Origin of the sequence: Actinomycetospora cinnamomea (assembly GCF_003096675.1) — a bacterium.
Taxonomy (GTDB): domain Bacteria; phylum Actinomycetota; class Actinomycetes; order Mycobacteriales; family Pseudonocardiaceae; genus Actinomycetospora; species Actinomycetospora cinnamomea.
Window position 1 is genome coordinate 40,583 of record NZ_QEKW01000015.1, and the last position, 22,669, is coordinate 63,251.

A 22,669-nucleotide genomic window follows, 5' to 3' on the forward strand; every position below is an offset into this window, starting at 1 on the left:
GGTCCGTCTGCCGAGCGCGTGTGTCCAGTACCGCCGGACACCACGCTCGACCCGCCGTGGCGCGCTCGGTGGGATGCGGGCTGTCGACGGGGGGCGTGCGATCACCGGTGGAGGCCGTCATGGACTACTCGATCCGCCCTCTGTGCTTCTCCCACGTCGACCTGCCGCGCGAGTTCTTCGGCGGAGTGCCGATCCACAGCGGGAAGGGCGTCTCCGCCTCGCCGATGATCTACGTGCTCGTCAGCGGACAGGATGCGGCCGGGGTGGTGCACCACTACCTCGTCGACGCAGGCTTCCACGCCGACAAATGGATCCACCGGTTCGGGTTCTACGACTGGGAGCCCCCGGACACGGTCCTGGACAAGGTCGGGGTGCGCCCGGAGCAGATCGAGAAGATCTTCCTGACCCACATGCACTTCGACCACGCCAACAACGTCGGGGCGTTCGCGAACGCCGACGTCTTCGTGCAGTGGGAGGAGTACCAGGGCTGGCTGAAGGCGCTGGCCCTCCCGGACCTGTACACCCCCCTCGGGGAGGAGAGCTGGATCACCTCGTCGTTCGATCGCGACGACGCCCGCGTCTTCGGCGAGCTCGCGCGGGACCACCGCTTGAAGTTCGTCGGGGACGGCGACGAGCTCGCCCCCGGCATCCGTGGCCACCTGTCGAAGGACGGCCACACCTTCGGTACCCAGTGGATTTCGGTGGACACCTCCGGTGGCCGCTACGTCGTCGCCGGCGACGCGGTGATGTGGTACTCGAACGTCGAGGAGATGTGGCCGAGCGGCTACACCAACGGCAACACCTACAAGATGCTGTTGACCTACGGCGAGATCCACCAGTACCTCGGGGGTGAGCTCGATCGGATCGTCCCCGGCCACGACACATTGGTGTTCGACCGGCACCCCAGCTGGAAGGTCGGCGCGAACGAGGTCGCCGAGGTCCACGTCGCCGGCTGGGACACCTCGTGCCGTCCGTGATCCGCGACGAGCAGGGTTGGGGTCGGCTTCGTCGGGGAGATCTCCCCTACTGAGGAGCGCGCAATGGCGACGACGGTGGTGGTGAACGGCACGATCCTCACCGGGGAGAACGGCGCCGTGCCTCTGGAGCGCGGGTGGCTGCTCATCGAGGACGAGCTCATCGAAGCGGTAGGGGACGGTGACCCACCCGACGCCGAGTCCGTGATCGATGCCGCCGGGATGCTCGTCGTCCCCGGCTTCGTCAACGCCCACACCCACCTCTGCATGATCTACGGGCGGTCACTGGGAAGTGATCGTGGCCTGTTGCAGTGGCTGGGCGACGAGCAGATCCCGATCATGCGCGCCCTCGAGCCGCACGACTACGAGCTGAGCATGAGGCTCGGGGCCGTCGAGAACCTCAAGGCCGGGAACACCACGGTGTGCGAGGTCTTCTTCTCGCCGCACTACGACGCCTCCGTCGACCAGATTTCCGCTGCGGCCCTCGACGCCTCAGGCATTCGCTCGGTGCTGTTCCGCTGCACCAACGACGAGGCGTTCTTCGAGGGGTTCGTCGAAGACCGTCGCGATATCGTCCGGCGTCTGGAGGATCTGCACGCCCGCTGGCCGAACGCGGGTCGAACGAGGGTCGGCGGCGGGCCGCTGGTGCCGTGGGGTTCCAGCGCGGGCTCGTTCCGCGACCTCGTGGCGCTGTCGTCCGATCGGCGGTTTCCCCTCCACCTGCACACCGCGGAGACCCCGGAATACAACGATCTCGTCCGGGAACGCACTGGTCGGACCAACGTCGAGATGCTGGCGGACGTGGGAGCGCTCGGGCCCTCGGTCATGCTCAACCATGGTGTCCATCTCTCCGAGCGCGACATCGCGCTGATCGCCGAGGCGGGTTCGCCGGTCATCCACGACCCGACGAGCAACATGCTCCTCGGATCCGGCGTCGCCCCGATCCCGCAATTGCGTTCCGCGGAGGTGGTGATCGGCTTGGGGTGTGACGGTCCAGCGTGCAACAACGGCCAGGACATGTTCGAGAACATGAAGTACGCGGCCTTGTTGCAGAAGGTGGTGGCCCGACAGGCCGACGTCCTGGTCGCCGAGGAGGTCTTCCGGATGGCCACAGCAGGCGGGGCCGCCGCCATCGGCCTCGGTGATCGGCTCGGTCGACTGGTGCCCGGTTTCCTCGCCGACGTCGTCCTCGTCGACGCCTCGGGTCCCCACATGACGCCGATGCACGATCCGCTCGCTTCGCTGGTCTACAGCGCACGCGGCAGCGATGTCGACACGGTCCTGGTCGGCGGCAAGGTCGTCGTCCGGCACGGAGAGGTGCAGACCGTCGACGAAGAACGAGTCGTCCGGGACGTGGCCGAACGAGCCCGCGTCGTGCGAGGCAGAGCGTGATCCCCACCCGGGCGCCGTATCGATCATCGGACGCCGGCCATCTCGACCCGCGAGGCACGGATGCGCCGTGGCTCGGTGGTGACGCTCCCGCGCGGCACGGCGGTCACCGTCGGCGCCGACCGTCGAGGGGCAGCCCGGCCGACTCGATCTGCGTCCGCTGGCCCCGGCGCCGGCCTGAGCCGGTCGCGACGAGCGCGGCGCCGCCCAGTGGGACGTGCCGCTGCAGATCCTCGAGGGTGACGTCCTCTTCATCGAGTGGTCGGCGATCTCGGCGAAGACGAAGGCGATGGACGGCATCGACACCTTCGTCCTCGCCGGGGACTTCATCCGTGTCCAGACGGTGCGCTACACCTCGAGCCCGCGTAGCGCCGACGCGTCGCGGGTCGGATCGACCATCCCGCACGCCTCGCAGACGGTCGTGAGCGTCGCTCCCGTCACGTCACGTCACGTCACGTCACGTGCAGGGCGAGTGTGCCACCGGCTTCGCGATCCACTCGTGTCGTGAACTGGCGGCTGGTGTGTTCCAGTGCTGACCGCAGCCAGTCGACGTCGGTGGTCGAGGCGTGCCGAAGGCGCATGTTCCGCGCCTGCATCGGGAGCATGCGGAGGAAGGTCAGGTGACCGCTGCCGACATCGACCGATGCGAGGTAGAGCAGGCGCAGATCGTCCCGGTACGCCTCGTGCCCCCGGATGCCCTCGTAGTCGTTGATGACGTCACCGCAGCCGTAGAGGATCAGTTTGCGGCGGTACACCTCGAGGGGGCGGGGGTGGTGCGAGGAGTGCCCGAACACGATGTCCACGCCACCGTCGATCAGCCGGCGCGCGAAGCGGACCTGCGCTGCGCTGAGCCGATATCCCCAGTTGGAGCCCCAGTGCAGGGACACGACGACGATGTCGCCGGGCCGCTTGAGCTCGCACGCCCGGGCCGCGGTCGCGGCGGCGACTCGGTTGGAGAGGTCGGGAACGAAGGACACACCCGCCCGGTCCGTGGTCGCGGCCCACCGTCGCGGCACGCCGCTGGACTCCATCCCGCCGGAGGAGAACAGGACGCGGCCGTCGCCCGGAACGCTCAGGATCGCGGGACGGGCCGCTGCGTCGGCGTCCCGGCCCGCACCCGCCGCGTGCAGCCCGGCCCGGGCGAGGGCGTCGAGAGTGTCGTCGAGGCCCCTCGGTCCGAAGTCGAGGACGTGGTTGTTCGCCAGGCCGCAGGCGTCGAGGCGGGCGACGGTCAGACAGCCGATGTTGTCGGGACTCATCCGGTAATGCACGGTCTTGCCCGGCGCGAAGTCGCCGTCGGAGGTGATGCTGGTCTCGAGATTGATCAGACGAACATCCGGCGCGAGCTCCTCCATCATCGGCAGGGCGTCTCCCCACGGCCAGGAGTAGTCGACCGGCCGGGCGATCGGGCCGTTCAGCTTCTCGGCCAGGTCCACGTAGGTCCGAGCATCGTCGACGTACTCCTCGCGCAACCGTGGATCGACCGGGTGCGGCAAGATCTGGTCGACCCCCCGACCGGTCATGACGTCGCCGCAGAGCAGGAGGGTCAGCACGTTCCCGTGATCCGTCACGGCGGTCATCCCCTCGTCATCTGGTGCTCACGAGGGGAGCCGACCGGTAGCGCCCGGCGCCGCGCAGGGTCGAAGGGCCCGGCCGTTGGTCGCGGACGTCGAGCGACCACGAGAAGCGGGGGGACGGTGAAGGTGAGGAAACCCCGGCAGCGGCTCCCAGGCATGGGGCGAACGGCGCAGCTCGGCGAGTGCCTCCCGGGGGACACGGGCCGTGACGCCCGCGACCGAGATCAGAGGTGGGACCAGGTCGGGTCGAGGACCAGCGAGGTCGCGGCGGCGACGTCCTCGGCGAGCGGACGATCGTCGGTGCGGGGGTCGAGGACGTCGCAGGCACGGGAGAGCGCGTCGGCGATCGGGACGGCGGGGTCGATCTCGGCGGCGGCCTGGCGCAAGGCGCGGACGGCGGCCACGAGCTCGCAGGCAAGGACGTGCGCGTAGGCGACGGCGACGTCGGTGGTGGCGCGGGCGCTCTGGGTGGAGAAGCTCGCGTGGTCCTCGAGGCCGCGGGAGACGACGGCGTTGCCGAGGGTGGCCGGGAGCGCGGCCTGGCGCAGCGCGGCGAGGGCGTCGTGGCCGATGTACTCGAGGATCATCACCCCGGAGCTGCCGGGCGGGCCGTCGGCGAGGAAGGCCCGCAGTCCGGTCTGCTCGGGTTCGACCAGGTCGCCGAGTCGTGCGACGGACAGCTCGGCCACGCCGTGGACGCAGGCGCGGGTGTGGTCGAGGCCGCTGGCGACGTAGGCGGTGTGGAAGTGGGCGTGGTGATACGCGTCGTCGACCGAGAGGACGATCATGGGGTTCTCGGCGCCGGCGTTGATCTCGATGTCGAGGACGCGGTGCACGGCCTCGAGGGCGTCGAGGGCTGGGCCGTTGACCTGGGGGAAGGCGCGGAGCCCGAACGGGTCCTGGAGGCGGCGTCCGGGCGGGGGCGTGCCCTCCATCCCGAGGAGGTGGCGCATGCGCGCGGCGCAGCGCACCTGGCCGGGGTGCGGCCGGGCGCGGTGGACCGGCTCGGCGTAGGCCTCGGGGCTGCCCCCGAGCGCCCGATAGGACAGCGCGGTCACGACCTCGCTCGAGGCGAGGACGACGTCGAGGGTGGCGGCGGCCAGGGCCGCCTCGGCGATGGTGACGGCGTTGCTGGAGACGAAGGCGAGCGCATCTCCGGCGTCGATGGTGACCGGGTCGGGCGGGTCGGCGCCCGTGGCGGGATCCCAGGCGCCTTCCCCGGCGAGGGCCAGCGCGATCTGTGCGAGCGGCGCGAGGTCGCCGGTCCCGATCGCGCCGAGACGGTGCACGACGGGCCGGGCCCCGCGACGCACGGCCTCGGCGAGGGCCAGGACGAGGTCCGGGGAGACACCGGAGTGGGCAGTCAGGAGCTGGTTGAGCCGCACGAGCAGGGCCGCGTCGACGATCTCGGGTGCGAGTCGCTCGCCCGCGCCGCCGGAGTGGCTCCGCAACAGACGCAGTCCGTGGCTCGTGCGGCCCGCGGTCCCCTCCCGGTGGACCACCTCGTCGCGGTTGCCGCCGACACCGGTGGTGCGGCCGTAGACGGTCCGGCGGGTGCTGAGCTCGGAGCCCAAGCGGGCGGCGCGCTCGACGCGGGCGAGGGCGGCATGGTCGGTCTGCAGGTCGAGGGGACCCGCGGTGCGGACGACGGAGGCGACGCGGCGCGCGCTCAGTGACGTCCCGTCCAGGCGCAGCGCCCGGCGCTCGTTGTCCCGCCGCCGCCGGGACGCCCGGGGGGTGGCGGCGGTGCGATCAGGGGTCACGGGGCGGCCCTCCTCGTGCGGGTCGCGGGTGGGGCACGGACTGCGGTGGCGGGACGCGTCGGCCCGACCGCCACACCGCGGCGGTGAGCGGCACCCCGGGGCGCTGCGCGAGGTGCGCGACGGTCGGGGCGTCGAGGAGCTGGAGGTCGGCACGAGCGCCGACGCGCAGGTGCCCGACGTCGTCGCGGCCCAGGGCGCGGGCACCACCCAGGGTCGCGGCCCGCAGGGCCTCGTCGACGGAGAGCCCGCACTGGAGCACGGCGAGGGCGACGCACAGTCCCATCGACGTGGTGTAGCAGCTCCCGGGGTTGGCGTTGCTGGCCAGAGCGACGGTCGCGCCGGCGTCGACCAGCCGCCGTGCCGGAGGCGGGGGCTGACGGGTGGCGAGGTCGCAGGCCGGGAGCAGGACGGCGACGGTGTCCGAGCCCGCGAGGGCGTCGACGTCGTCGTCGGCGAGGTGGGTGGCGTGGTCGACCGAGACCGCGCCGCAGGCCACGGCCGTGCGCACCCCGGGACCGGGCCCGAGCTGGTTGCCGTGCACGCGCCCCGCGAGTCCGCGGGCGGCGCCGGCGGCCAGGACCCGCGCGGCGGCGTCGGCGTCGAACGCACCGTCCTCGCAGAACACGTCGACCGCGGTGACGTGGTCGGCGACGGCGTCGAGCATCGGGCCGCACACGAGGTCGAGGTAGCGCTGCGGGTCCGCCCCGAGCGGGACGACGTGGGCGCCGAGGAAGGTCACCGCGTCGACGCCGTCGAGGTCGCCGATCGAGGCCGCCGCCAGCCGGGCGGCCCGGGTCTCGTCGTCGACGGTGAGCCCGTACCCGGTCCTGGTCTCCAGGCACGTCGTCCCCTGCCGCGCGGCCTCGAGGACGTGGCGGCGCATGCGGGCGTCGAGGTCGGCGGTGGGGGCGCTCCGGGTGGCCGCCACGGTGGTGTGGATGCCGCCGGCGGTGTACGGCCGTCCCGCGACGCGGGCGGCGAACTCGGCGCTGCGGTCCCCCGCGAACACCAGGTGGGTGTGGCTGTCGACCCAGCCCGGGAGGGCGGCGCGGCCGCCGGCGTCGAGGGCGGTGTCGCAGTCGGGGGCGTCGCGGGCGTTCCCGGTCCAGGCGATGCGGTCGTCGTCGAGGACGACCGCGAAAGGCCCCGGCTCCCCGCCACCGGTGGGGTCGTGGGTGGTCAGCTCGGCGATCCCGGTGATCAGCAGTGAGGTCATGGCGCCTGCCGGTGGTCGAGCAGCGCCGTGATCTCCTCGGCGAGGCGGGCCGCGGGACGCTCCACGTGCTGGTGGGCGCCGTCGCGGACGACGGTGCGCCCCGCGACGAGGACGTGGCGCACGTCGGCGGCGGAAGCGGCGAGGGGGACGCCGACCGGGCGGGCGCCGGCGGTGCGCACGGAGCCGGTGTCGACGGTGACGAGGTCGGCCGGACCGCCGACCGCGAGGGCGGCCCCGTCGGTACCGGCGGCGAGCAGCTCACGCGGGGTGAAGCGGCCGCGGACCCGGTCGCGCAGCCGTTCGTGCATCTCCAGGGCGCGCATCTCCTCGAAGGGGTCGATGACGGTCTGGCCGTCGCTGCCCAGGCACAAGGGCACGCCGGCGGCGGCGAGCTCGCCGGCGGGACCGATGCCGTCGCCGAGGTCGCGCTCGGTGGTGGGGCAGAGGCAGGCGTGTGTCCCGGCGCGGGCGAGGGTGGCGATGTCGGCCGCGGTCAGGTGGGTGGCGTGCACGACGGTCGTGCGGGGGCCGAGGCACCCGGCGCCGTCGAGCAGGGCGGCGGGGGTGATGCCGTGCGCGGCGAGGCAGGCGTCGTTCTCGGCGGGCTGTTCCGAGAGGTGGAGGTGCAGGGCGCGGGCGTCCCGCGCGGCCCACGCGGCCACCGTCGGCAGGGCGGTCGCGGGGACGGCCCGCACCGAGTGCACGGCGGCGCCCACCCGGGTCCGGGTCCCGTCGTCGAGGGCCGTGAGGGCCTGAGCCCGCGTCCCCCAGGCGTCGACGTCGGTGTCGGCGAAGCGGCGCTGCACGCCGTCGGGATGGGCGCCGAAGCCGCCGGCGAGGTAGCAGGTGTCGAGCAGCAGCAGGCGCAGGCCCGCGCACCGTGCGGCCTCGACGAGGGCCTGGCCCATCGCGTTGGGCTCCGCGTAGGGCCGCCCGGCGGGGTCGTGGTGCAGGTAGTGGAACTCCGTGACGGTGGTGAACCCCGCCAGGGCCATCTCGGCGTAGACCGCGGTCGCGAGCCGCCGGTAGCTGTCCGGGTCGAGTGCTGCCGCGACCCGGTACATCGCCTCGCGCCAGGTCCAGAACGACCCGCTGCCCTCGGCGGGACGCCCGCGCAGCGCGCGGTGGAAGGCGTGCGAGTGCCGGTTGACCGCACCCGGCAGGGTGAGGCCGGGCAGCACGGTGCCCCGGCGCGCGGCTCCGGGCGCCACGGCGGTGATCACGTCCCCGTCCACCTCGATCCCCACCGCGTCGGTCGGGCCCTCGGGCAACCAGGCCTGCTCGCACCAGAACCGCGTCGTCATCGGGTCAGGTCCGCGAGGACGTCGGCGAGGACGCGGACGCCGGTGGCGACGTCGTCGTCCTCGGCGTGTTCGTCGGGGGCGTGGCTGGTGCCGGTCGGGTTGCGCACGTGCAGCATCCCGGTCGGCAGGTGCGCGGCGAGCACGCCGGCGTCGTGACCCGCACCGGTCGCCAGGCGCACGACCTCGGGCACCGTCGCCGCGGCGACGCGGGTCAGGGTGTCGGCGAGCCCGGCGTCGAGCCTGACGGCCGGGGACACCGAGTCGGTCGTCACCTCCACCCGGCAGCCCTCGGCACCGGCGGCCGCCCGGGCGGCGGCGACGACGTCCTCGACGAGGGCCTGCGGGGCGGGGCCGCGGGCGTCGAGCCAGACCTCGACGGCCGAGGGGACGATGTTCGTGCCGCCCGGGCGGGCGTGCACCCGCCCGACGGTGGCACGCGCCTGCGGGTCCCTCGCCATCGCCCGGCGCGCGGCCAGGACCGTCTCGGCGGCGGGCAGCATCGGGTCGCGACGGTCGGCGAGCTCGGTGGTGCCCGCGTGGTCGGCGCGGCCGGTGAACGACAGCCGCCACCGGCCGTGCGCGACGATCGTCGAGCCGACGCCGATCGCCAGGTCCTGGGGGGCGAGTGCCCGGCCCTGCTCGATGTGCAGTTCCACGAACCGGGCCAGGCGACCCAGACGGGCCGGGTCGTGCCCGAGACGCGCGGGATCGTGGCCGCGCCGCGCGTAGACCTCGGCGAGGGTGACGCCGTCGGCGTCGCGCAGGGCCCGGGCCCGGTCGGGGTCGAGGGCGCCGGTGAGCAGCCGCGAGCCCAGGCACGGCACCCCGAAGCGGCCGCCCTCCTCCTCGGCGAACACGGCGACCGCGATGGGCCGGGTCGGCCGGTGTCCGCGGGCGCGGAGCAGGTCGAGCGCGGCGAGCCCGGAGGCGACGCCGAGCGGCCCGTCGTAGGCGCCGCCGCCGGGGACGGAGTCGAGGTGGCTGCCGGTGACAACGGCGTCGCCGGCCTCGGGGTCGCCCCACCAGGCCCACAGGTTGGTGTTGGTGTCGGTCTCGACCGCGAGACCGCGGCGGGCCGCCTCGGTGGTGAACCACTCCCGCAGCGTGGTCTCGGCGTCGTCGCCCAGGTGGCGTGACCAGCCGCCGCGCCGGCGGTCGCGGCCGACGTCGTCGACCGCGGCGAGCAGGTCGACCGCGCTCACCGGGACTCCCGCATCGGGATGCGCACGCCGCGCTCGTCGGCGACCTCGAGCGCCCGGGCGTAGCCGGCGTCGGCGTGGCGGATCACGCCGGTGCCGGGATCGTTGGTCAGCACCCGGGCGACCTTGCGGGCGGCGAGGTCGGAGCCGTCGGCCACGCAGACCTGGCCGGCGTGGATCGACCGACCGATGCCCACCCCGCCGCCGTGGTGCAGCGACACCCAGCTCGCGCCCGAGGCGGTGTTGAGCAGGGCGTTGAGCAGCGGCCAGTCCGCGATCGCGTCCGAGCCGTCGGCCATCGCCTCGGTCTCACGGTAGGGCGAGGCGACGCTGCCCGCGTCGAGGTGGTCGCGGCCGATGACGACCGGCGCGGCGAGCTCGCCGGACGCGACCATCTCGTTGAACCGCTCGCCCGCCCGGTGCCGCTCGCCGTAGCCCAGCCAGCAGATGCGCGCGGGCAGGCCCTGATGGCGCACCTTGTCCCCGGCCAGGCGCATCCACCGGGCCAGCGGCTCGTCGTCGCCGAACAGCTCGAGCACCGCACGGTCGGTGGCGGCGATGTCGGCGGGATCGCCGGAGAGCGCCGCCCAGCGGAACGGGCCCTTGCCCTCGCAGAACAGGGGACGGATGTAGGCGGGCACGAAGCCGGGGATGTCGAACGCGCGGGTGACCCCGGCATCGCGGGCCTCGGACCGGATGGAGTTGCCGTAGTCGAACACCTCGGCGCCGTCGTCGAGGAACCCGAGCATGGCGTCGACGTGCGTGCCCATCGAGGTGCGGGCGCGGTCGCTGAACTCCTCGGGCTTGGCGCGCGCGTAGTCGGCCCAGTCGGCGACGTCGACCCCGATCGGCAGGTAGGACAGCGGGTCGTGCGCCGAGGTCTGGTCGGTGACCACGTCGACCGGGGCGCCGCGACGCCGGATGGCGGGAAGGAGCTCGGCGGCGTTGCCGATCACCCCGACCGAGGCCGCCTCGCCGGCCGCCCGCGCGGCCTCGACCCGGATCAGGGCGGCGTCGAGGTCGTCGGCGATCTCGTCGAGGTAGCCGCCGGCCACGCGCCGTCGCGCGCGCTCCGCGTCGGCCTCCACGACCAGCGCCGCGCCCCCGTTCATCGTGACCGCGAGCGGCTGGGCCCCGCCCATGCCACCGAGCCCGGCGGTGACGGTGAGCGTGCCGGCCAGCGACCCACCGCGACCCCGGGCCACCGCGGCGAAGGTCTCGTAGGTGCCCTGCAGGATCCCCTGGGTCCCGATGTAGATCCACGAGCCCGCGGTCATCTGCCCGTACATCGTGAGCCCGAGGTGCTCGAGGCGGCGGAACTCCGGCCAGGTCGCCCAGTCGCCCACGAGGTGGGAGTTGGCGATGAGCACCCGTGGCGCCCACTCGTGGGTGGTGAACACCCCGACCGGACGGCCGGACTGCACCAGCAGGGTCTCGTCGGGAGCGAGGTCGGTCAGGCAGCGACGGATCGCGGCCAGGCTCGCATGGTCACGCGCGGCCCGACCGGTGCCGCCGTAGACCACCAGGTCCTCGGGTCTCTCGGCGACCGCCGGGTCGAGGTTGTTGTCGAGCATGCGCAAGGCGCCCTCGGCACCCCACGTGCGCGCCGTCATCGATGGTCCGTGAGCCGCTGGCATGCATCCAGGACATCGCGCCCGACCCCGTGGCGGGAGGGCCTGCAGGACGTTGTTGTCTCGTATCCGAGACTTTGGTGGTGGCATCGGCGAACGAGCACGAGACCGGCAGGACGGAAGCGGGCGGCGTCCCCGGTCTGCGACGTGGTCTCGCCATCCTGCGCCTGCTCGCGACCTCGCCCGAGCCCCTGCCTGCGGCGACGATCGCCGCCCGCCTGGGGCTACCGCGCTCGAGCACGTATCACCTGCTCGCCGAGCTGCACGACGCGGGCGTCGTCGCCCACCTGCCGGAGCGCCGCCGCTGGGCGGTCGGGCTCGCCGCGTTCGAGATCGGCGCCGCGTACCTGCGCCACGACCCCCTGGAACGCCTCGCCGCACCCGCCCTGACCCGCCTCGCGGGGCGGATCGCCCTCGACGTCCACCTCGGCGTCCTGCACGGCCGCGAGCTGCTCTATCTGGTGCGGGCACGCCCACCGCGACCCTCCACCCTCGTCACCGCCGTGGGCGTGCGGCTTCCGGCCCACCTGACCGCATCGGGCCGGGCGATCCTCGCGGGCATCGAGCTCCCGCAGCGGCGCGCGGTCCTCGGTGCCGGGCCGTTCCCCCGCCGCACCGAGCGCGGTCCCGCGACCCTGCGCGCGGTGAACGCGACCCTCGACGCCGACCGGCGCCGCGGATGGTCGATCGAGGACGGCGAGGTCAGCCAGGGCTTCGCCTCCGTCGCCCACGCCGTCCCCGGTCCCGAGGGCACCGCGGTCGCCGGCGTCTCGGTCACGTTCCCCCACCACTGCGACCCGCCCTGCGGATCGACCTTCGACCAGCTCGCCGCGCAGGTCGCCCGTGCGACCAGGGAGATCACCCGACGACTCGGCGGCACTCCGGCCCCCGTCCTGGCGTCGGATGCCCGCGGGGTCCCGGCGCCGGGGTAGCAGCTCACGACCGAGGGTTGCGGTGCTCGTCGTGCGGCTGACCGGAACGGGGCCTGGGCCGGTCGAGGACCCAGATGAACAGGGCGATGGCGGCCGGAAGGAAGGCCGTCAAGGAGTGCGCATCGAGGACGACCGCGATCGTCGCCAGCGCGGCCGCGAGCCCGAGGGCCAACGCCAGCGCGAGACGGGCCCAGGTCGGGCGGTACGAACACTCGAGCTCGCGCTGCGGACCGCCGAACACTTCGGCCCAGGAGGGGTCCTCCCTGACCAGGCGGCGCTCGATGTCGTGGAGCGTGCGGCGCTCGGGGTCACTCAGCATGGTTCCCCCTCCCTCTCCTCGTTCCTCGGTGATGGCGTGCCGTCACCGGAGCGCGGGCACGTGGAGGTGAGGCTCGGCGCTGAGCGGCGTGATCGCGACGGCAAGCGGTGAGAGCAGTCGAGCCGCGTGGTGGCTCGATGGTGTGAGAGCCAGGATGAAGCGGCGGGCACCGGCCCGAACTGTCGATCCCGGACAATCTCCGAAGCGACTCCTGGCTGTGCCGAACAACGTCGGACGGTCGCTCGGTCCCGGTCGTACTCGGTGGTCGCGAGCGCGAAGGTGTCAGCGGTCGGACGCGGCGCCGGCCCGACGGACGAGCTCGTCGAGGCCCTGCTCGATGCCGGCGGCGAGCACGTCGACGTCCGGTACGCCGTCGTGGTCGGCGTTGATGCCGAAGGTCATGCGGCCGGCGTAGGAGAAGATGCCGATCGCGAGCCGGCAGCCCATGGCGATGGGCACGTGGGCGTGGAGGGAGACCATCCGCCGGCCGAGCGCGTAGAGCGGTCTCGGCGGCCCGGGCACGTTGGTGGCGACGGCCTGGGCGATCGGCTGCGCCACCCCGGTGGTCTGCGCGGTCAGGGCGAGCAGGGCCGGCGCCACGAGGTCGCCCGCCGAGAGCATCGTGCGGACGTCGGCGGCGACGACCAGTCGCTTGTGGTCGTCCATCTGCCGTTGTACGTCGGCGAACCGGGCCAGGGGGTCGGGGTCACCGACCGGGAGGTCGACCAGGACCGTGGCGATCCGGTTCCCGACCTCGCCGCGTTCGGCGCTGCGGCGCACCGAGATCGGCACCAGGGTGCGGACCACGAGGTGGTCGGTGAGCCGGCCCCTTCCGGCGAGCAGGTCGCGCAGGCCGGCGGTGATCGCGGTGAGGACGACGTCGTTGGCCGAGCCGCCGAGCTGACGGCGGACACGCCGCACGGTCGCGAGGTCGGTGGCGGTCCACGCCCACCGACGACGCCGGCCGAGCGGGCCGTTGAGGACCCGGGCGGTGGTCGCGGTGGCGCGTCGGGTGAGGTCGAGGATCGACGACGTCGCGGCGTCGGCCCGGCGGGTCCACTCCGCCGGGGACGCGAGATCGCGCAGGACGCCCAGCTGCTGGGACGTGTGGTGCCCCGCGTCGGTGACCGCGCCCCGCAGGCTCTGCGCGATCACCGTGACCGTGGACGGCTCGGGGTTCGGCGCCCAGGGCTCCGGCTCCTCACCCGTGACCTCGGGCTCCCGATCGAAGATCAGCTGCAAGAGGTCGGTGCCGGCGATCCCGTCCACCATGCAGTGGTGGACCTTCGCGATGATCGCCCACCGGCCGTCCTCGAGCCCGTCGACCAACCACACCTCCCAGAGCGGCCTCGTCATGTCCAGGGGCTGCTCGACGATCCGGGCGACGAGGTCGCGGAGCTGCTCGTCGCCTCCCGGCTCGGCGACGGCGGCGTGCCGGACGTGGTCATCGATCCGGAAGTCCTGGTCGTCCACCCACACCGGACGCCCGAGGCCCAGGGGAACGGTGCGGACCCGTTGGCGGTAGCGGGGCACTCGCGCGAGCTTGGTCGCCAGCAGCGCCGTGAGCTCCTCGGACCGGGGCCCCGGGCCCTCCATGATGGACACCGAGCCCACGTGCATCGGGGTCGTCGGGCCCTCGAGGTGGTAAAAGGTCGCGTCGATCGGCCCCAGACGATCCACCGGTCCCACCCTTCTCGCGTCACCCGCTCACGGCACGGGGACGCCATGATGCTCGCTGCCGCCGCGCCCCTCCCGGGCACGGGTGCGTGAGCGTGGCCGACCGCCCCGGCGGTCGCGACGGGCGCGGCTCACACCCGCGGCCGGTCCAGCCGGTCAGGACCCGCCTCATCGACCCCGTCGCGGTCGCTGCTCCGATCTCCGTGCGTGGCCCGGTCGATCACCTCGGCCGCGAACTCGGTGGGGGAGAGGACCGCGGCGAGGGTGTCGGCGGCCAGCGCCGCCGCGCTGAGCAGCAGCCCGGCCGCGGCCTCGGCCGTGGCCTGCGCCGAGGCCTCCACCGCCGCCAGCGGGGCGGTCGCCCTCCTCCGGACCCTGCCCGCGGAGGCGCGGCCGGGGTGGGTGGGTCGGGGGAGTACAGCGACCGGCGCGCGGCCAACCCCTCCGCCGACTCCTCCGCCGACTCCTCCGCCACGACGACGTGCACTCCGTCGCTGATCGGCCCGGCTCCGTCGGTTCGTCGGTGACGGGCCCGGTGCCGTCGATGGGCACATTCCGGCCTTCCTTTCGGCCCCCCTGGGGTGTGCAAGGCGCGGCGCACGATCCTCGGCCGACGGGCATCGAGCAGACACGGCGGTATCACCGACCGGTTGCAGTCCAGGTCCGAGCACGCGGCGCGGTCTCCACGTCGTGGGCAGGGCGAGAGGTGGCCTTCCTCGGTCTGGCCGGAGGGTCACGTGCCGACGAGCTTGCGGGCGACGACCACCAGGTACTCGTAGGTGTAGCGGGACGGGCCGTGCGGCTCGCCCTGGTCGGCCCGGGTCGCGAACTCCAGGAGGTCGTGGTCGAGGGCCGCGAGCTGCGGATCGTCGGCGAGCGCTGCGTAGGTGGCGACCACGGGGCCGAACGTGTCCCTGAAGAGGTCGACGTAGGCACGGGGATCGGCCGCCACCTCGTCGTAGGTGTCGCGTCGGAAGGTCACCGCTGCCCGGTCCCCGAAGAGCGTGCGCACGTGCTCCTCGCTGCCCCACAGCGGAGGCGGCGAGGCGTCGGGCGGCGGAGACGGCATGTAGGGGGCGAGCGCGCCGAAGAAATCCGAGATCAGGCCCTCGGGTGTGAAGTTGAGCATCCCCACCGTCCCGCCCGGACGGCACACCCGCAGCATCTCGTCGGCCACCGTCTGGTGGTGCGGCGCAAAGAGCGCCCCGAACGACGACGTGACGACGTCGAACTCGCCGTCCCCGAACGGCAGCGCCTCGACGTCGGCCTCCACCCATTCGATGTGTACCCCGTGGGCCGCGGCCTCTCGCCGGCCGGCCTCGAAGTTCTCCGGCGTCAGGTCGGCCGCCACGACCTCGGCGCCGGCAAGGGCGGCGCGGATCGCCGTGTTGCCCGTCCCGGCGGCGACGTCGAGCACCCGCTGACCCGCGGAGATACCGCACGCCTCGACGAGCACGGGCCCGAGATCCCAGACGGTGGCCTTGGCGAACCGGTGGTAGTCGCCGAGCGCCCACGCGGCGCGGGTCGCGCTCTTCCGCTCATCGATTCGTGTGTCCATGGCGTCAAGCCAGCCACGGACGGCGGTCATGTCGCGTCGCCAGTTCTGGCTATCCGTGACGCCCGGCCGTGAGGCCCGACCGGACCACGTAGGCGGCGGCCGCGGTCCGCGACGGGAGGTCGAGCTTGCGCAGGATGTTCGTGACGTGCCGGTGCACGGTGTGTTCCGACACCACCAGCTGCGCTGCGATCTGACGGTTGGTGAGGCCCTCGGCGAGGAGGACGAGGACGTCACGCTCGCGGCGGGTCACGGCGAGGCCCGCCGGGTTCGTGGCGACGTCGAGGAGCCGGTGCGCCCGGCCCGACTCCACCTCCGCGCCGAGCCGGTCCAGCGACGTGGCGGCGGCACCCGCCTCCTGCGCGGCGAGGTCGAGCTGCCCGAGCGCGATCAGACTCGTGGTGAGCTCGAGGCGGGCCCGCGCCGCCTCGAACGGTGTCCCGCAACGGGTGAACCGGTCGACGGCGCTCTCGAGGGAGCTCCGGGCGCTCTCGTGGTCGCCGCCCGCGGCGGCGACCAGCGCGTCGCACACCTCGGCGAGCGCGTGCACGGGTTCGGTGGCGACGAGCTTCTCGACCTCCCACAGCTCGCCGAGCGCCGCGACGGCTCGGTCGAGCTCGCCGCTCGCCACCCGCGAGCGGACGAGGTGCTCGAGTGCGGGTGCGCGATCGACCTTGGACTCCGGAGGGCTCTGACGAAGCACCCGCTCCACCAACTCGGCGGAGTGCAGGGGGCGGCCGCGATCGAACTCGACGCGTGCCCGGCACAGCAGTGCGGGCCCCGTCGCGCCGGCTCGCTCGAGCAGCCTCGCGACCTCGTCCAGCCGACCCTGCCGCCGGCGCAACTCGGCCAGCTCGACCAGCGCACCTCCGACCATGGCCGGCCGGGAGCGGCTGAAGTCCTCGATCGACGACTCCAGCAGCTCCTCGGCGTCGGACCACCGGCCGCGCCACACGTGAACAGCGCCGTACTCCGCACGACAGAACGCGCGCAGATAGCGGCTGCCGAAGCGGTCGGCGAGCTCGGCGGTCCGCACGCACCACGCGGCTGCGCGGTCGAGGTCCAGGACGGTGGTGCAGGCGGTGATCAGGAAGCACCAGGCCCAGCCGCTGGAGATCGGGATGGTTGCTTCGCCCGCCATCGCACCGGCCTCGTCGAGTCGGCGCATGCCCTCGTCGATCTCGCCCCGGCTGACGAGGAGCGAGCCGTCGAGGGCGAGCCCGAGCATCTCCAGGTCCGGCGCGTCGAGGTGCCTTCCCACCTCGGCGGTCTGCGCCGCACGCTGTCGAGCGACGACGACGTCCCCTGCGAGGGCGGCGAGGTACCCCTCATGGAAGGTGAGCCAGCCGTGCTCCGGTCGCGTGTCCATCGCCACGAGCAGCCGGCGCGCTCTCCGCAGCCAACCGGAGGAGACGGCGACGGCGCCACGGAAATCCAGATGGTCGGAGGCGATCCAGATGCCGACCCGGGCCGCGGACGCGGGATCGTCGCACGACCGGTAGAGCCGGAAGGCCCGCTCGCGGGCCGGGAAGACCGTCTCGGCGTCGTCGAGCCACCACGCGGCCCACCCCAGGCCCTCCAACGCCTCCGGCGTCTCTCGATGCGCCAGCGCCTCCGAGAACGCGCCGCGCGCAGCCTCCCACTCGGCCGCGTGGAGATGCGCCCATCCGGACGCGAGGAGGTCGGCGGTGTCGCCGTGCGTCTGCCCTGCCACACCTCATGGTCCCGCCTCGTCGGGCCGGGCTGAAGGACGAGCGCAGCCCTGGTGGACGCCGGGGAGCCGGTGCGCCCACCCGCTCACACGGTGCCGACGCCGACATTGATCGCGGCGTGGAGCGTGCCGGCGGAACTCCCACCGAACCGCTCCCGGAGCACACCGTCGAGGACCTCCAGCAACCGGACCCTCCGGGCCTCGTCGAGGCCCGCGACCATGGCCGCCCCGAGCGGATTGCTCGAGGTCACCTTGTTCCACAGGTCGGACGCGGAGCGGACCGGGAGGGCCCAGGTGCTCCTGTCGATCGCGACGTGCTGCAACCCGGCGGCCGTGAGAGCCCGGGCGAAGGTGTCGGGGTCGGCGAGCTGGAACGGAGGGGGAGGTGGATCCAGCGGCGGGACGACGGCGTCCGGGGCGACCGCTCTCAGACCGGCGATGAACGTACTGAGGAACTCCACCCTCGGGAGGGGGCCGAACGCGGCGAGGAGGACGCGCCCGCCGGGCCGGGTCACCCGCACCATCTCGCGGAGTGCGACGGCGAGCCGCGGAGACATGGTGACGCCGTTCTGCGACGTCGCCACGTCGAACTCGTCGTCGGGCAGGTCCAGCGCGTGCGCGTCCATCGTCCGGCCGTCGATGCGCAGGCCCTCGCCTCGCGCCCGCGCGTCCAGGAGCTCGATCATCCGTGGGGAGATGTCCACGGCCGTCACCTGCGCTCCGTGCCGCGCCGCCGGGATCGCGAGGGCGCCGGAGCCGCAGGCGACGTCGAGCAGGCGGGTGCCCGGGCCGACGTCGAGCCGCTCCACCAGCTCCTCCGCCGGGTCGATGTTGATCGGCGTGATGAACTCGTCGAAGTGCGGGGCGATCGTGTCCCAGGCGGTCCGGACCTGATCGCTGGTGGTGAGCGTCATGGCTGCCTCCTGACAGCGCGGTGAGGTGGAGGACCGACCCGACGCTACGAAGACCGTCACGGCCGGGGCATCGCACCCGACGACCACTCCCGCTGCCGACGCGTGGTCCTTTCGTGCCATCGCCGGCGAGCTCGCGCACCGGTCAGCCGCGTCGGGTGGAGACGACACCCTCCTGATAGGCCCAGGCCGTGGCCTCGGCGCGGGACGCGACACCGAGCTTGGCGAAGATGTTGTGCACGTGCCGGCGCACCGTGTGCTCGCTGACGACCAGAGCCGCGGCGACCTGCCGGTTCGTACGCCCGGCCGCGACGTGGACGAGGACCTCCACCTCGCGTGCGGTCAGTCCCCCGGGGTGGCGGCCGGGGGTGCCGCACAGCTCGTCGAGACGCGCGAGGTCGGTCACCGCGCCGACCTCGGTGAACCGGCGCCGGGCCGTGTCCCACTCCAGCACCGCCGAGTCGTGGTCACCCAGGCTGCGGTACGCAGCGCCGAGGTGCGCGGCCGACCGGGCGGCCTCGTCGGGGGCGTCCAGCTGCTGCCACGTCCTCCTGGCCGAGCCGAGCGGGCGCAGGGCGCCGGCGGCGTCCCCGTCGGCCAGCAGCATCTGTCCCCGGGCGTGGTCATGGATGGCTTCCAGGTGCGGGGACGCGAAGCGTGCGGCGAGCCCGTCCAGGTCGGCGACCGCGCGGCGGGCCTCCGCAGGCTCGCCGGCCGCCACCGCGACCTCGACGAACGCCGCCAGGACACGCACGCGCTCGGCCGGCACCAGGTCGTCCTCGAGGGCCCGTCGCAGCGCCGCCATCGCGTCGCCGACCCGGCCCTGCGCGAGCCGCAGCAGGGCCATGCCGGGCTGTACGGGGTGGGCCCAGCGATGGGCCTCGCGGTAGGCGTCCTCGGCCTCGCCGAACGCACCTCGGACGCGCTGCAGCTCCGCGAGCTGGTAGAACGCCATGCCCTGTGCCGCGTCGCCGGGAAGGTCCGCCAGGTGCGTGCAGGCGGCGCGGATCTCGGCCATCGCCTCGGCCCACTCCCCGCGGAGCTGGAGCAGCTGGGAGCGGTGCACGAGGCACTGACCGCGATAGGGCTTGATCCCCTGCTGCTCGGCGCACCAGGCACTCAGGGCCGTCGTCCACCGCTGGGCCCGCTGGAGGTCGAAGGCCCGCTGGCAGGTGATGATCACGGCGCAGTAGACGAGGCCGGCGGCGAGCGGCGTGACCTCGTCGTCGACCACGGCGAGCATCGCCTCGTCGAGCATCGCCGTCCCGCGCCCGACCTCGCCGAGCGCCACGAGCGCCTGACCCTGGCCGAGCCGACCCAGGGTCGCCAGATCGCGGTCACCGGAGGCGTCGCCGAGAGCACCGGCCTCGACGAAGACGCGGAGAGCAGTCTCGGCGTCGCCGCCCTCGAGGGTCTGCAGCGCGGCGGGAAGGCGGAGATACGCATGCTCGGGAGCATCGGGAGGGCAGTGCTCGAGGACCCTCGCGGCTCGCGCGAACCACCCGCCCCCGCGCGCGTGCTCGCCACGCAGCACGAGGGTGAGGCCCTGCCAGAACGCGCACCGGACCGACCGGCCGGGCTCGCCCGCCTCCGACCACGCGTGGTGCGCGCTCGCCCAGGCCCGGTAGGCCGCGTCGAACCGGCCGATGAGGTACGACGCGACCGCCCACGTCTCCAGGTCGCCCGCCGCCAGCTCGGTCGACCTCTCCGCCGCGGCGAACTCGGCGCACGCGGCGCGCCAGGCGCGCTCGCGGCAGGACCGATGGGCGCGCGCCCGGGCGTCCTGCTCCACGAGAACAGTGTGGCGGGACGTGACCGTTCGATCCCCCTCCGCGGTACTCATTCCTCTGCGGAGATCACCGGAGCATGCTGGGACGTGCCAGCTGTGCCATCGGTCGGCGCACCGGGATTGAGAGGTGGATGATGTTCGTTCAGGTGATCGAGGGCCGGGTCGCCGACCGGGAGGGCCTGCGCCGCCAGATGGATCGCTGGATGGCCGAGCTGCGGCCCGGCGCCGCGGGCTATCTCGGCACGACCGCCGGGGTCGCCGACGACGAGCGGGCCTTCGCCTTCGCCCGCTTCGAGTCCGCCGCGGCCGCGAAGGCCAACAGCGAGCGCCCGGAGCAGGGCCGGTGGTGGGCCGAGACCGAGAAGTGTTTCGACGGGACCGTCACGTTCTCGGATTCCGACGAGGTCGACACGTTCCTGGCGGGTGGGAGCGACGACGCGGGGTTCGTCCAGATCATGAAGGGCAGCGCGCCCGATCGCGACCGGCTCCGTGCCATGGACGCGAAGCTCGCCGAGCACGCCGCCTCGTTCCGGCCCGACCTCGTCGGTGGCATCCGGGTCTGGACCGGGCCCGGCACGTACATCGAGGCCGCCTACTTCACCAGCGAAGCCGAGGCGCGGGCCAACGAGACCAAGGAACCTCCGCCCGAGCTCGCGGAGGAGATGGCCGAGTTCGCCGAGATGATGGCGAACATCGAGTTCGTCGACCTCCGCGAGCCCTGGCTCTACTGACAGCACCGCTGTCCGTCGGTCACGTGCCGGGCAGGCGGTACCCGCCTCGCGCGGTGCCGGCCTGCTCGAGCACGCCGCCGAGGTCCTCCGGGGCGATCAGCTCGTGGGTCTCGAGGCCCTGCACGGCGCCGGTGCTCGACACCGCGATCGAGACCGCGGCCGCGGCGGCGGCGTCGGGCGCATCGACGATCACGAAGCCGTCCCTCGAGCCGAACATGAAGTACATCGTCTCGACGTCGCCACCGACCGTGCGCGCCATGTCCCGCACCGCGGCGAGGCGGTCGCCCGGATTCGAAATCATCTTCGACCAGGTCTCGGCGGTGTAGTTGAAGAACACCACGAACTTCGCCATCTCGGCCCCCGTTCCTCGGCCGCGGTCCATGCCGAACCCGCGGCATGTCACGTGCTGTCACGATCCCGCAGGTTCAGGCGTCCTGTCGTTGGGCCGAACGAGTGGCCTTGCCCGCGCGCGCGTGACGCCTCGGCGCAACGCTGCCCCCGCGGGCTCCGGATGCACGTCACGGCCGAATGTCCGAGGGACCGTTCATGCGGGTGTCGTAATGGATCTGTGATCTGAGGAAAATAATCACGGGATTCGTCGCGCGGGGTTCCCCCTCACCGCGGAGGCGGAGGAGGGTGACCCCGCCGTGCGATCCGGGGAGGTCAGACCGGGATGCCAGTTCACCATGGCCGACACGAGATGCCGGGTTGGCGTGCGTACCTCCCGGACAACCTCGACCGGGCCGCGCGGAGATCCGATCGTCGTGCCGCCGCCCTCCTGCGCCCGGTGTCGCGCCGCGTGGTGGCCGCCGGCGCGCTCGCGGCCTGCGCCCTCGCGGGTGGGGCCGTGGTCCACACGAGGTCGAGCGGGCCGTCGGAGACCTCGCCCGGGTCGGCGGAGGACGCCGCCTCGGTACTGGCCCGGAGCTCGGCGTGGACGCGCGAGGCCATGCCCGTGCTCGCCTCGGTCGAGACCGAGCTGCGCCGGGCCGACGAGGTCCGGCAACGGTGGGAGGCGTCCTCCCTCGCGCGGCGCGCCGGGCCGCCGCCGGGCCCGGTCCTGGCCCTGGTCGAGCGCCGGGCCGAGCTGGCGCGCCACCGCGACGCGCTGCGCGCGGCCATGACCGCGATCCGCTCCGCGCCCGCCTCGGAGGCCGCGCTGGTGAGCGCCTGGCCGCAGCTCCGGGCCGCGCAGGAGATGCTGCAGGCGCTGGTCGCCGGTCGCGGCGAGCTCGGGGATCCGGTGGAGGCGACGGTCCTGCGCCTGGTCCTCGACGAGGGCCCCGCCGCGAGGTCCGCAGGCGGGCCACCGCCGGGACGGGGCGAGCCCAGGGCGCCGAGGGGGATCGACGACACCGCGACCGTCGCGCTGGCCGCCGTGTCCGCCCGGCTGGCCGACCGGCCCGTCGCCTCCCGGTCCGCCGACGTCCCCGAGGTCGTGACTGCGGCGCGGGAGAGGCCGGCGCGCGCCGCGACCACGACCGGAACGCGCTCCGACGCCGTCGAACGACCGTCCGAATCCGACGACGCCGGTTCCCCGGAGTCCCCCGAGGTTCCCGAGGCGACCGGGAGCTCGAGCTCGGCCCCCTCGCTCGCCGCGCCTCCGGCGGCACCCGCGACGGACGAGCCGGAACGGCGCGCCGAGGACCCCGACGCGCGGGCGGCCACTCCCTCGTCCCCGACGCCCCTGTCCGCCGACCCGACGATGCTGACCTTCGACCGACCGTCGTCCGATGCGGCGGACGCGGAGCAGGTCGGGGAGGAGGCGACGTCGCCCCTGCCCGCCGTCCCGACCGACGGGGACACGGGCGACGGGGACACGGGCGACGAGGACACGGGCGACGCGGACACGGACGACGAGGCGACCGCACCGTCGGGTGCCCCGACCGGCACGCCGTCCGACGCGCCGACGGACGACCTCTGAGCGGCGGTGGGCCACGCCGCCGCACGAGCTGTGCGGCCCTCCCACGCCGCGATCCCGGGTCGCGCGC

Annotated in this window: 19 protein-coding genes; 5 read left to right on the forward strand and 14 right to left on the reverse strand. The window is 73.9% G+C overall.

The features are described 5' to 3' along the window. The first annotated feature begins 119 nt into the window (after positions 1 to 119). Both C8D89_RS22335 and C8D89_RS22340 read left to right on the forward strand, forming a co-directional pair. On the forward strand, positions 120 to 977 hold the full coding sequence (locus C8D89_RS22335) for an MBL fold metallo-hydrolase (RefSeq protein WP_133252021.1): 858 nt from the start codon (positions 120 to 122) through the stop codon (positions 975 to 977). 63 nt (positions 978 to 1,040) lie between these two features. After that, positions 1,041 to 2,366, forward strand: a complete 1,326-nt coding sequence (locus C8D89_RS22340) for an amidohydrolase family protein (RefSeq protein ID WP_116710347.1) — start codon at positions 1,041 to 1,043, stop codon at positions 2,364 to 2,366. Between the two features lie 449 nt (positions 2,367 to 2,815). Here the strand turns inward: C8D89_RS22340 and C8D89_RS22350 are convergent, their stop codons facing one another. The 6 genes from C8D89_RS22350 to hutU all read right to left on the reverse strand — a co-directional run bounded on the left by C8D89_RS22350 (position 2,816) and on the right by hutU (position 11,059). After that, a complete protein-coding gene (locus C8D89_RS22350; protein ID WP_116710349.1) occupies positions 2,816 to 3,943 on the reverse strand; it encodes a CapA family protein in 1,128 nt (375 codons plus the stop codon). A 221-nt stretch (positions 3,944 to 4,164) separates the two neighbouring features. Continuing rightward, positions 4,165 to 5,634 (reverse strand): aromatic amino acid ammonia-lyase, encoded by a 1,470-nt coding sequence (locus tag C8D89_RS22355; protein ID WP_116710427.1) that lies wholly within the window; start codon positions 5,632 to 5,634, stop codon positions 4,165 to 4,167. Between the two features lie 58 nt (positions 5,635 to 5,692). Beyond that, positions 5,693 to 6,919, reverse strand: coding sequence for an imidazolonepropionase (hutI, locus tag C8D89_RS22360; RefSeq protein ID WP_116710350.1), 1,227 nt, complete (start codon positions 6,917 to 6,919; stop codon positions 5,693 to 5,695). Next, positions 6,916 to 8,223, reverse strand: coding sequence for a formimidoylglutamate deiminase (locus tag C8D89_RS22365; protein WP_116710351.1), 1,308 nt, complete (start codon positions 8,221 to 8,223; stop codon positions 6,916 to 6,918). The genes hutI and C8D89_RS22365 overlap by 4 nt, the downstream gene beginning before the upstream one ends. Beyond that, a complete protein-coding gene (locus C8D89_RS22370) occupies positions 8,220 to 9,425 on the reverse strand; it encodes an allantoate amidohydrolase (RefSeq protein WP_116710352.1) in 1,206 nt (401 codons plus the stop codon). Before C8D89_RS22370 ends, C8D89_RS22365 begins: the two co-directional genes overlap by 4 nt. After that, a complete protein-coding gene (gene hutU, locus C8D89_RS22375; protein WP_116710353.1) occupies positions 9,422 to 11,059 on the reverse strand; it encodes a urocanate hydratase in 1,638 nt (545 codons plus the stop codon). The genes C8D89_RS22370 and hutU overlap by 4 nt, the downstream gene beginning before the upstream one ends. 77 nt (positions 11,060 to 11,136) lie before the next feature. Between hutU and C8D89_RS22380 the strand changes: the two genes are divergently transcribed. Beyond that, complete coding sequence (locus C8D89_RS22380) at positions 11,137 to 11,985, forward strand: IclR family transcriptional regulator (protein WP_243418309.1); 849 nt, start codon at positions 11,137 to 11,139, stop codon at positions 11,983 to 11,985. 4 nt (positions 11,986 to 11,989) lie between these two features. On the opposite strand, the gene C8D89_RS22385 is transcribed toward C8D89_RS22380, so the two are convergent. From C8D89_RS22385 to C8D89_RS22415, 7 genes are all read right to left on the reverse strand, one after another. Further along, positions 11,990 to 12,304, reverse strand: a complete 315-nt coding sequence (locus C8D89_RS22385) for a DUF3040 domain-containing protein (protein WP_116710355.1) — start codon at positions 12,302 to 12,304, stop codon at positions 11,990 to 11,992. Between the two features lie 282 nt (positions 12,305 to 12,586). Beyond that, complete coding sequence (locus C8D89_RS22390) at positions 12,587 to 13,984, reverse strand: WS/DGAT/MGAT family O-acyltransferase (protein ID WP_116710356.1); 1,398 nt, start codon at positions 13,982 to 13,984, stop codon at positions 12,587 to 12,589. A 128-nt stretch (positions 13,985 to 14,112) separates the two neighbouring features. After that, positions 14,113 to 14,322, reverse strand: coding sequence for a hypothetical protein (locus C8D89_RS22395; protein ID WP_116710357.1), 210 nt, complete (start codon positions 14,320 to 14,322; stop codon positions 14,113 to 14,115). Positions 14,323 to 14,714: 392 nt separating this feature from the next. Further along, positions 14,715 to 15,539, reverse strand: a complete 825-nt coding sequence (locus tag C8D89_RS22400) for a class I SAM-dependent methyltransferase (protein ID WP_116710358.1) — start codon at positions 15,537 to 15,539, stop codon at positions 14,715 to 14,717. Between the two features lie 49 nt (positions 15,540 to 15,588). After that, positions 15,589 to 17,250: a helix-turn-helix transcriptional regulator gene (locus tag C8D89_RS22405; RefSeq protein ID WP_116710359.1), complete on the reverse strand. Its 1,662-nt coding sequence runs from the start codon at positions 17,248 to 17,250 to the stop codon at positions 15,589 to 15,591. 83 nt (positions 17,251 to 17,333) lie between these two features. Further along, a complete protein-coding gene (locus C8D89_RS22410) occupies positions 17,334 to 18,161 on the reverse strand; it encodes a class I SAM-dependent methyltransferase (RefSeq protein WP_116710360.1) in 828 nt (275 codons plus the stop codon). Positions 18,162 to 18,303: 142 nt separating this feature from the next. After that, positions 18,304 to 19,950 (reverse strand): LuxR family transcriptional regulator, encoded by a 1,647-nt coding sequence (locus C8D89_RS22415; RefSeq protein WP_116710361.1) that lies wholly within the window; start codon positions 19,948 to 19,950, stop codon positions 18,304 to 18,306. 131 nt (positions 19,951 to 20,081) lie between these two features. On the opposite strand from C8D89_RS22415, the gene C8D89_RS22420 reads away from it, so the two are divergent. Next, positions 20,082 to 20,678, forward strand: a complete 597-nt coding sequence (locus C8D89_RS22420) for a hypothetical protein (protein WP_116710362.1) — start codon at positions 20,082 to 20,084, stop codon at positions 20,676 to 20,678. Between the two features lie 19 nt (positions 20,679 to 20,697). On the opposite strand, the gene C8D89_RS22425 is transcribed toward C8D89_RS22420, so the two are convergent. Beyond that, complete coding sequence (locus tag C8D89_RS22425; RefSeq protein WP_165825872.1) at positions 20,698 to 21,030, reverse strand: GYD domain-containing protein; 333 nt, start codon at positions 21,028 to 21,030, stop codon at positions 20,698 to 20,700. 348 nt (positions 21,031 to 21,378) lie between these two features. Here C8D89_RS22425 and C8D89_RS22430 point away from each other — a divergent pair, with 348 nt between their 5' ends. Further along, entirely contained in the window at positions 21,379 to 22,602 is a 1,224-nt protein-coding gene (locus C8D89_RS22430) for a hypothetical protein (RefSeq protein WP_133252023.1), read from the forward strand. Positions 22,603 to 22,669 lie beyond the last annotated feature (67 nt).

Excerpts from the sequence above, each read along its gene's own strand:
- C8D89_RS22400 (WP_116710358.1), bottom strand. The coding sequence starts at position 15,539 with ATGGACACACGAATCGATGAGCGGAAGAGCGCGACCCGCGCCGCGTGG.
- C8D89_RS22385 (WP_116710355.1), bottom strand. The coding sequence starts at position 12,304 with ATGCTGAGTGACCCCGAGCGCCGCACGCTCCACGACATCGAGCGCCGC.
- C8D89_RS22420 (WP_116710362.1), top strand. The coding sequence starts at position 20,082 with ATGTTCGTTCAGGTGATCGAGGGCCGGGTCGCCGACCGGGAGGGCCTG.
- C8D89_RS22430 (WP_133252023.1), top strand. The coding sequence starts at position 21,379 with ATGCCGGGTTGGCGTGCGTACCTCCCGGACAACCTCGACCGGGCCGCG.
- C8D89_RS22340 (WP_116710347.1), top strand. The coding sequence starts at position 1,041 with ATGGCGACGACGGTGGTGGTGAACGGCACGATCCTCACCGGGGAGAAC.
- C8D89_RS22335 (WP_133252021.1), top strand. The coding sequence starts at position 120 with ATGGACTACTCGATCCGCCCTCTGTGCTTCTCCCACGTCGACCTGCCG.
- hutU (WP_116710353.1), bottom strand. The coding sequence starts at position 11,059 with ATGCCAGCGGCTCACGGACCATCGATGACGGCGCGCACGTGGGGTGCC.
- C8D89_RS22410 (WP_116710360.1), bottom strand. The coding sequence starts at position 18,161 with ATGACGCTCACCACCAGCGATCAGGTCCGGACCGCCTGGGACACGATC.
- C8D89_RS22350 (WP_116710349.1), bottom strand. The coding sequence starts at position 3,943 with ATGACCGCCGTGACGGATCACGGGAACGTGCTGACCCTCCTGCTCTGC.
- C8D89_RS22365 (WP_116710351.1), bottom strand. The coding sequence starts at position 8,223 with ATGACGACGCGGTTCTGGTGCGAGCAGGCCTGGTTGCCCGAGGGCCCG.
- hutI (WP_116710350.1), bottom strand. The coding sequence starts at position 6,919 with ATGACCTCACTGCTGATCACCGGGATCGCCGAGCTGACCACCCACGAC.
- C8D89_RS22425 (WP_165825872.1), bottom strand. The coding sequence starts at position 21,030 with ATGGCGAAGTTCGTGGTGTTCTTCAACTACACCGCCGAGACCTGGTCG.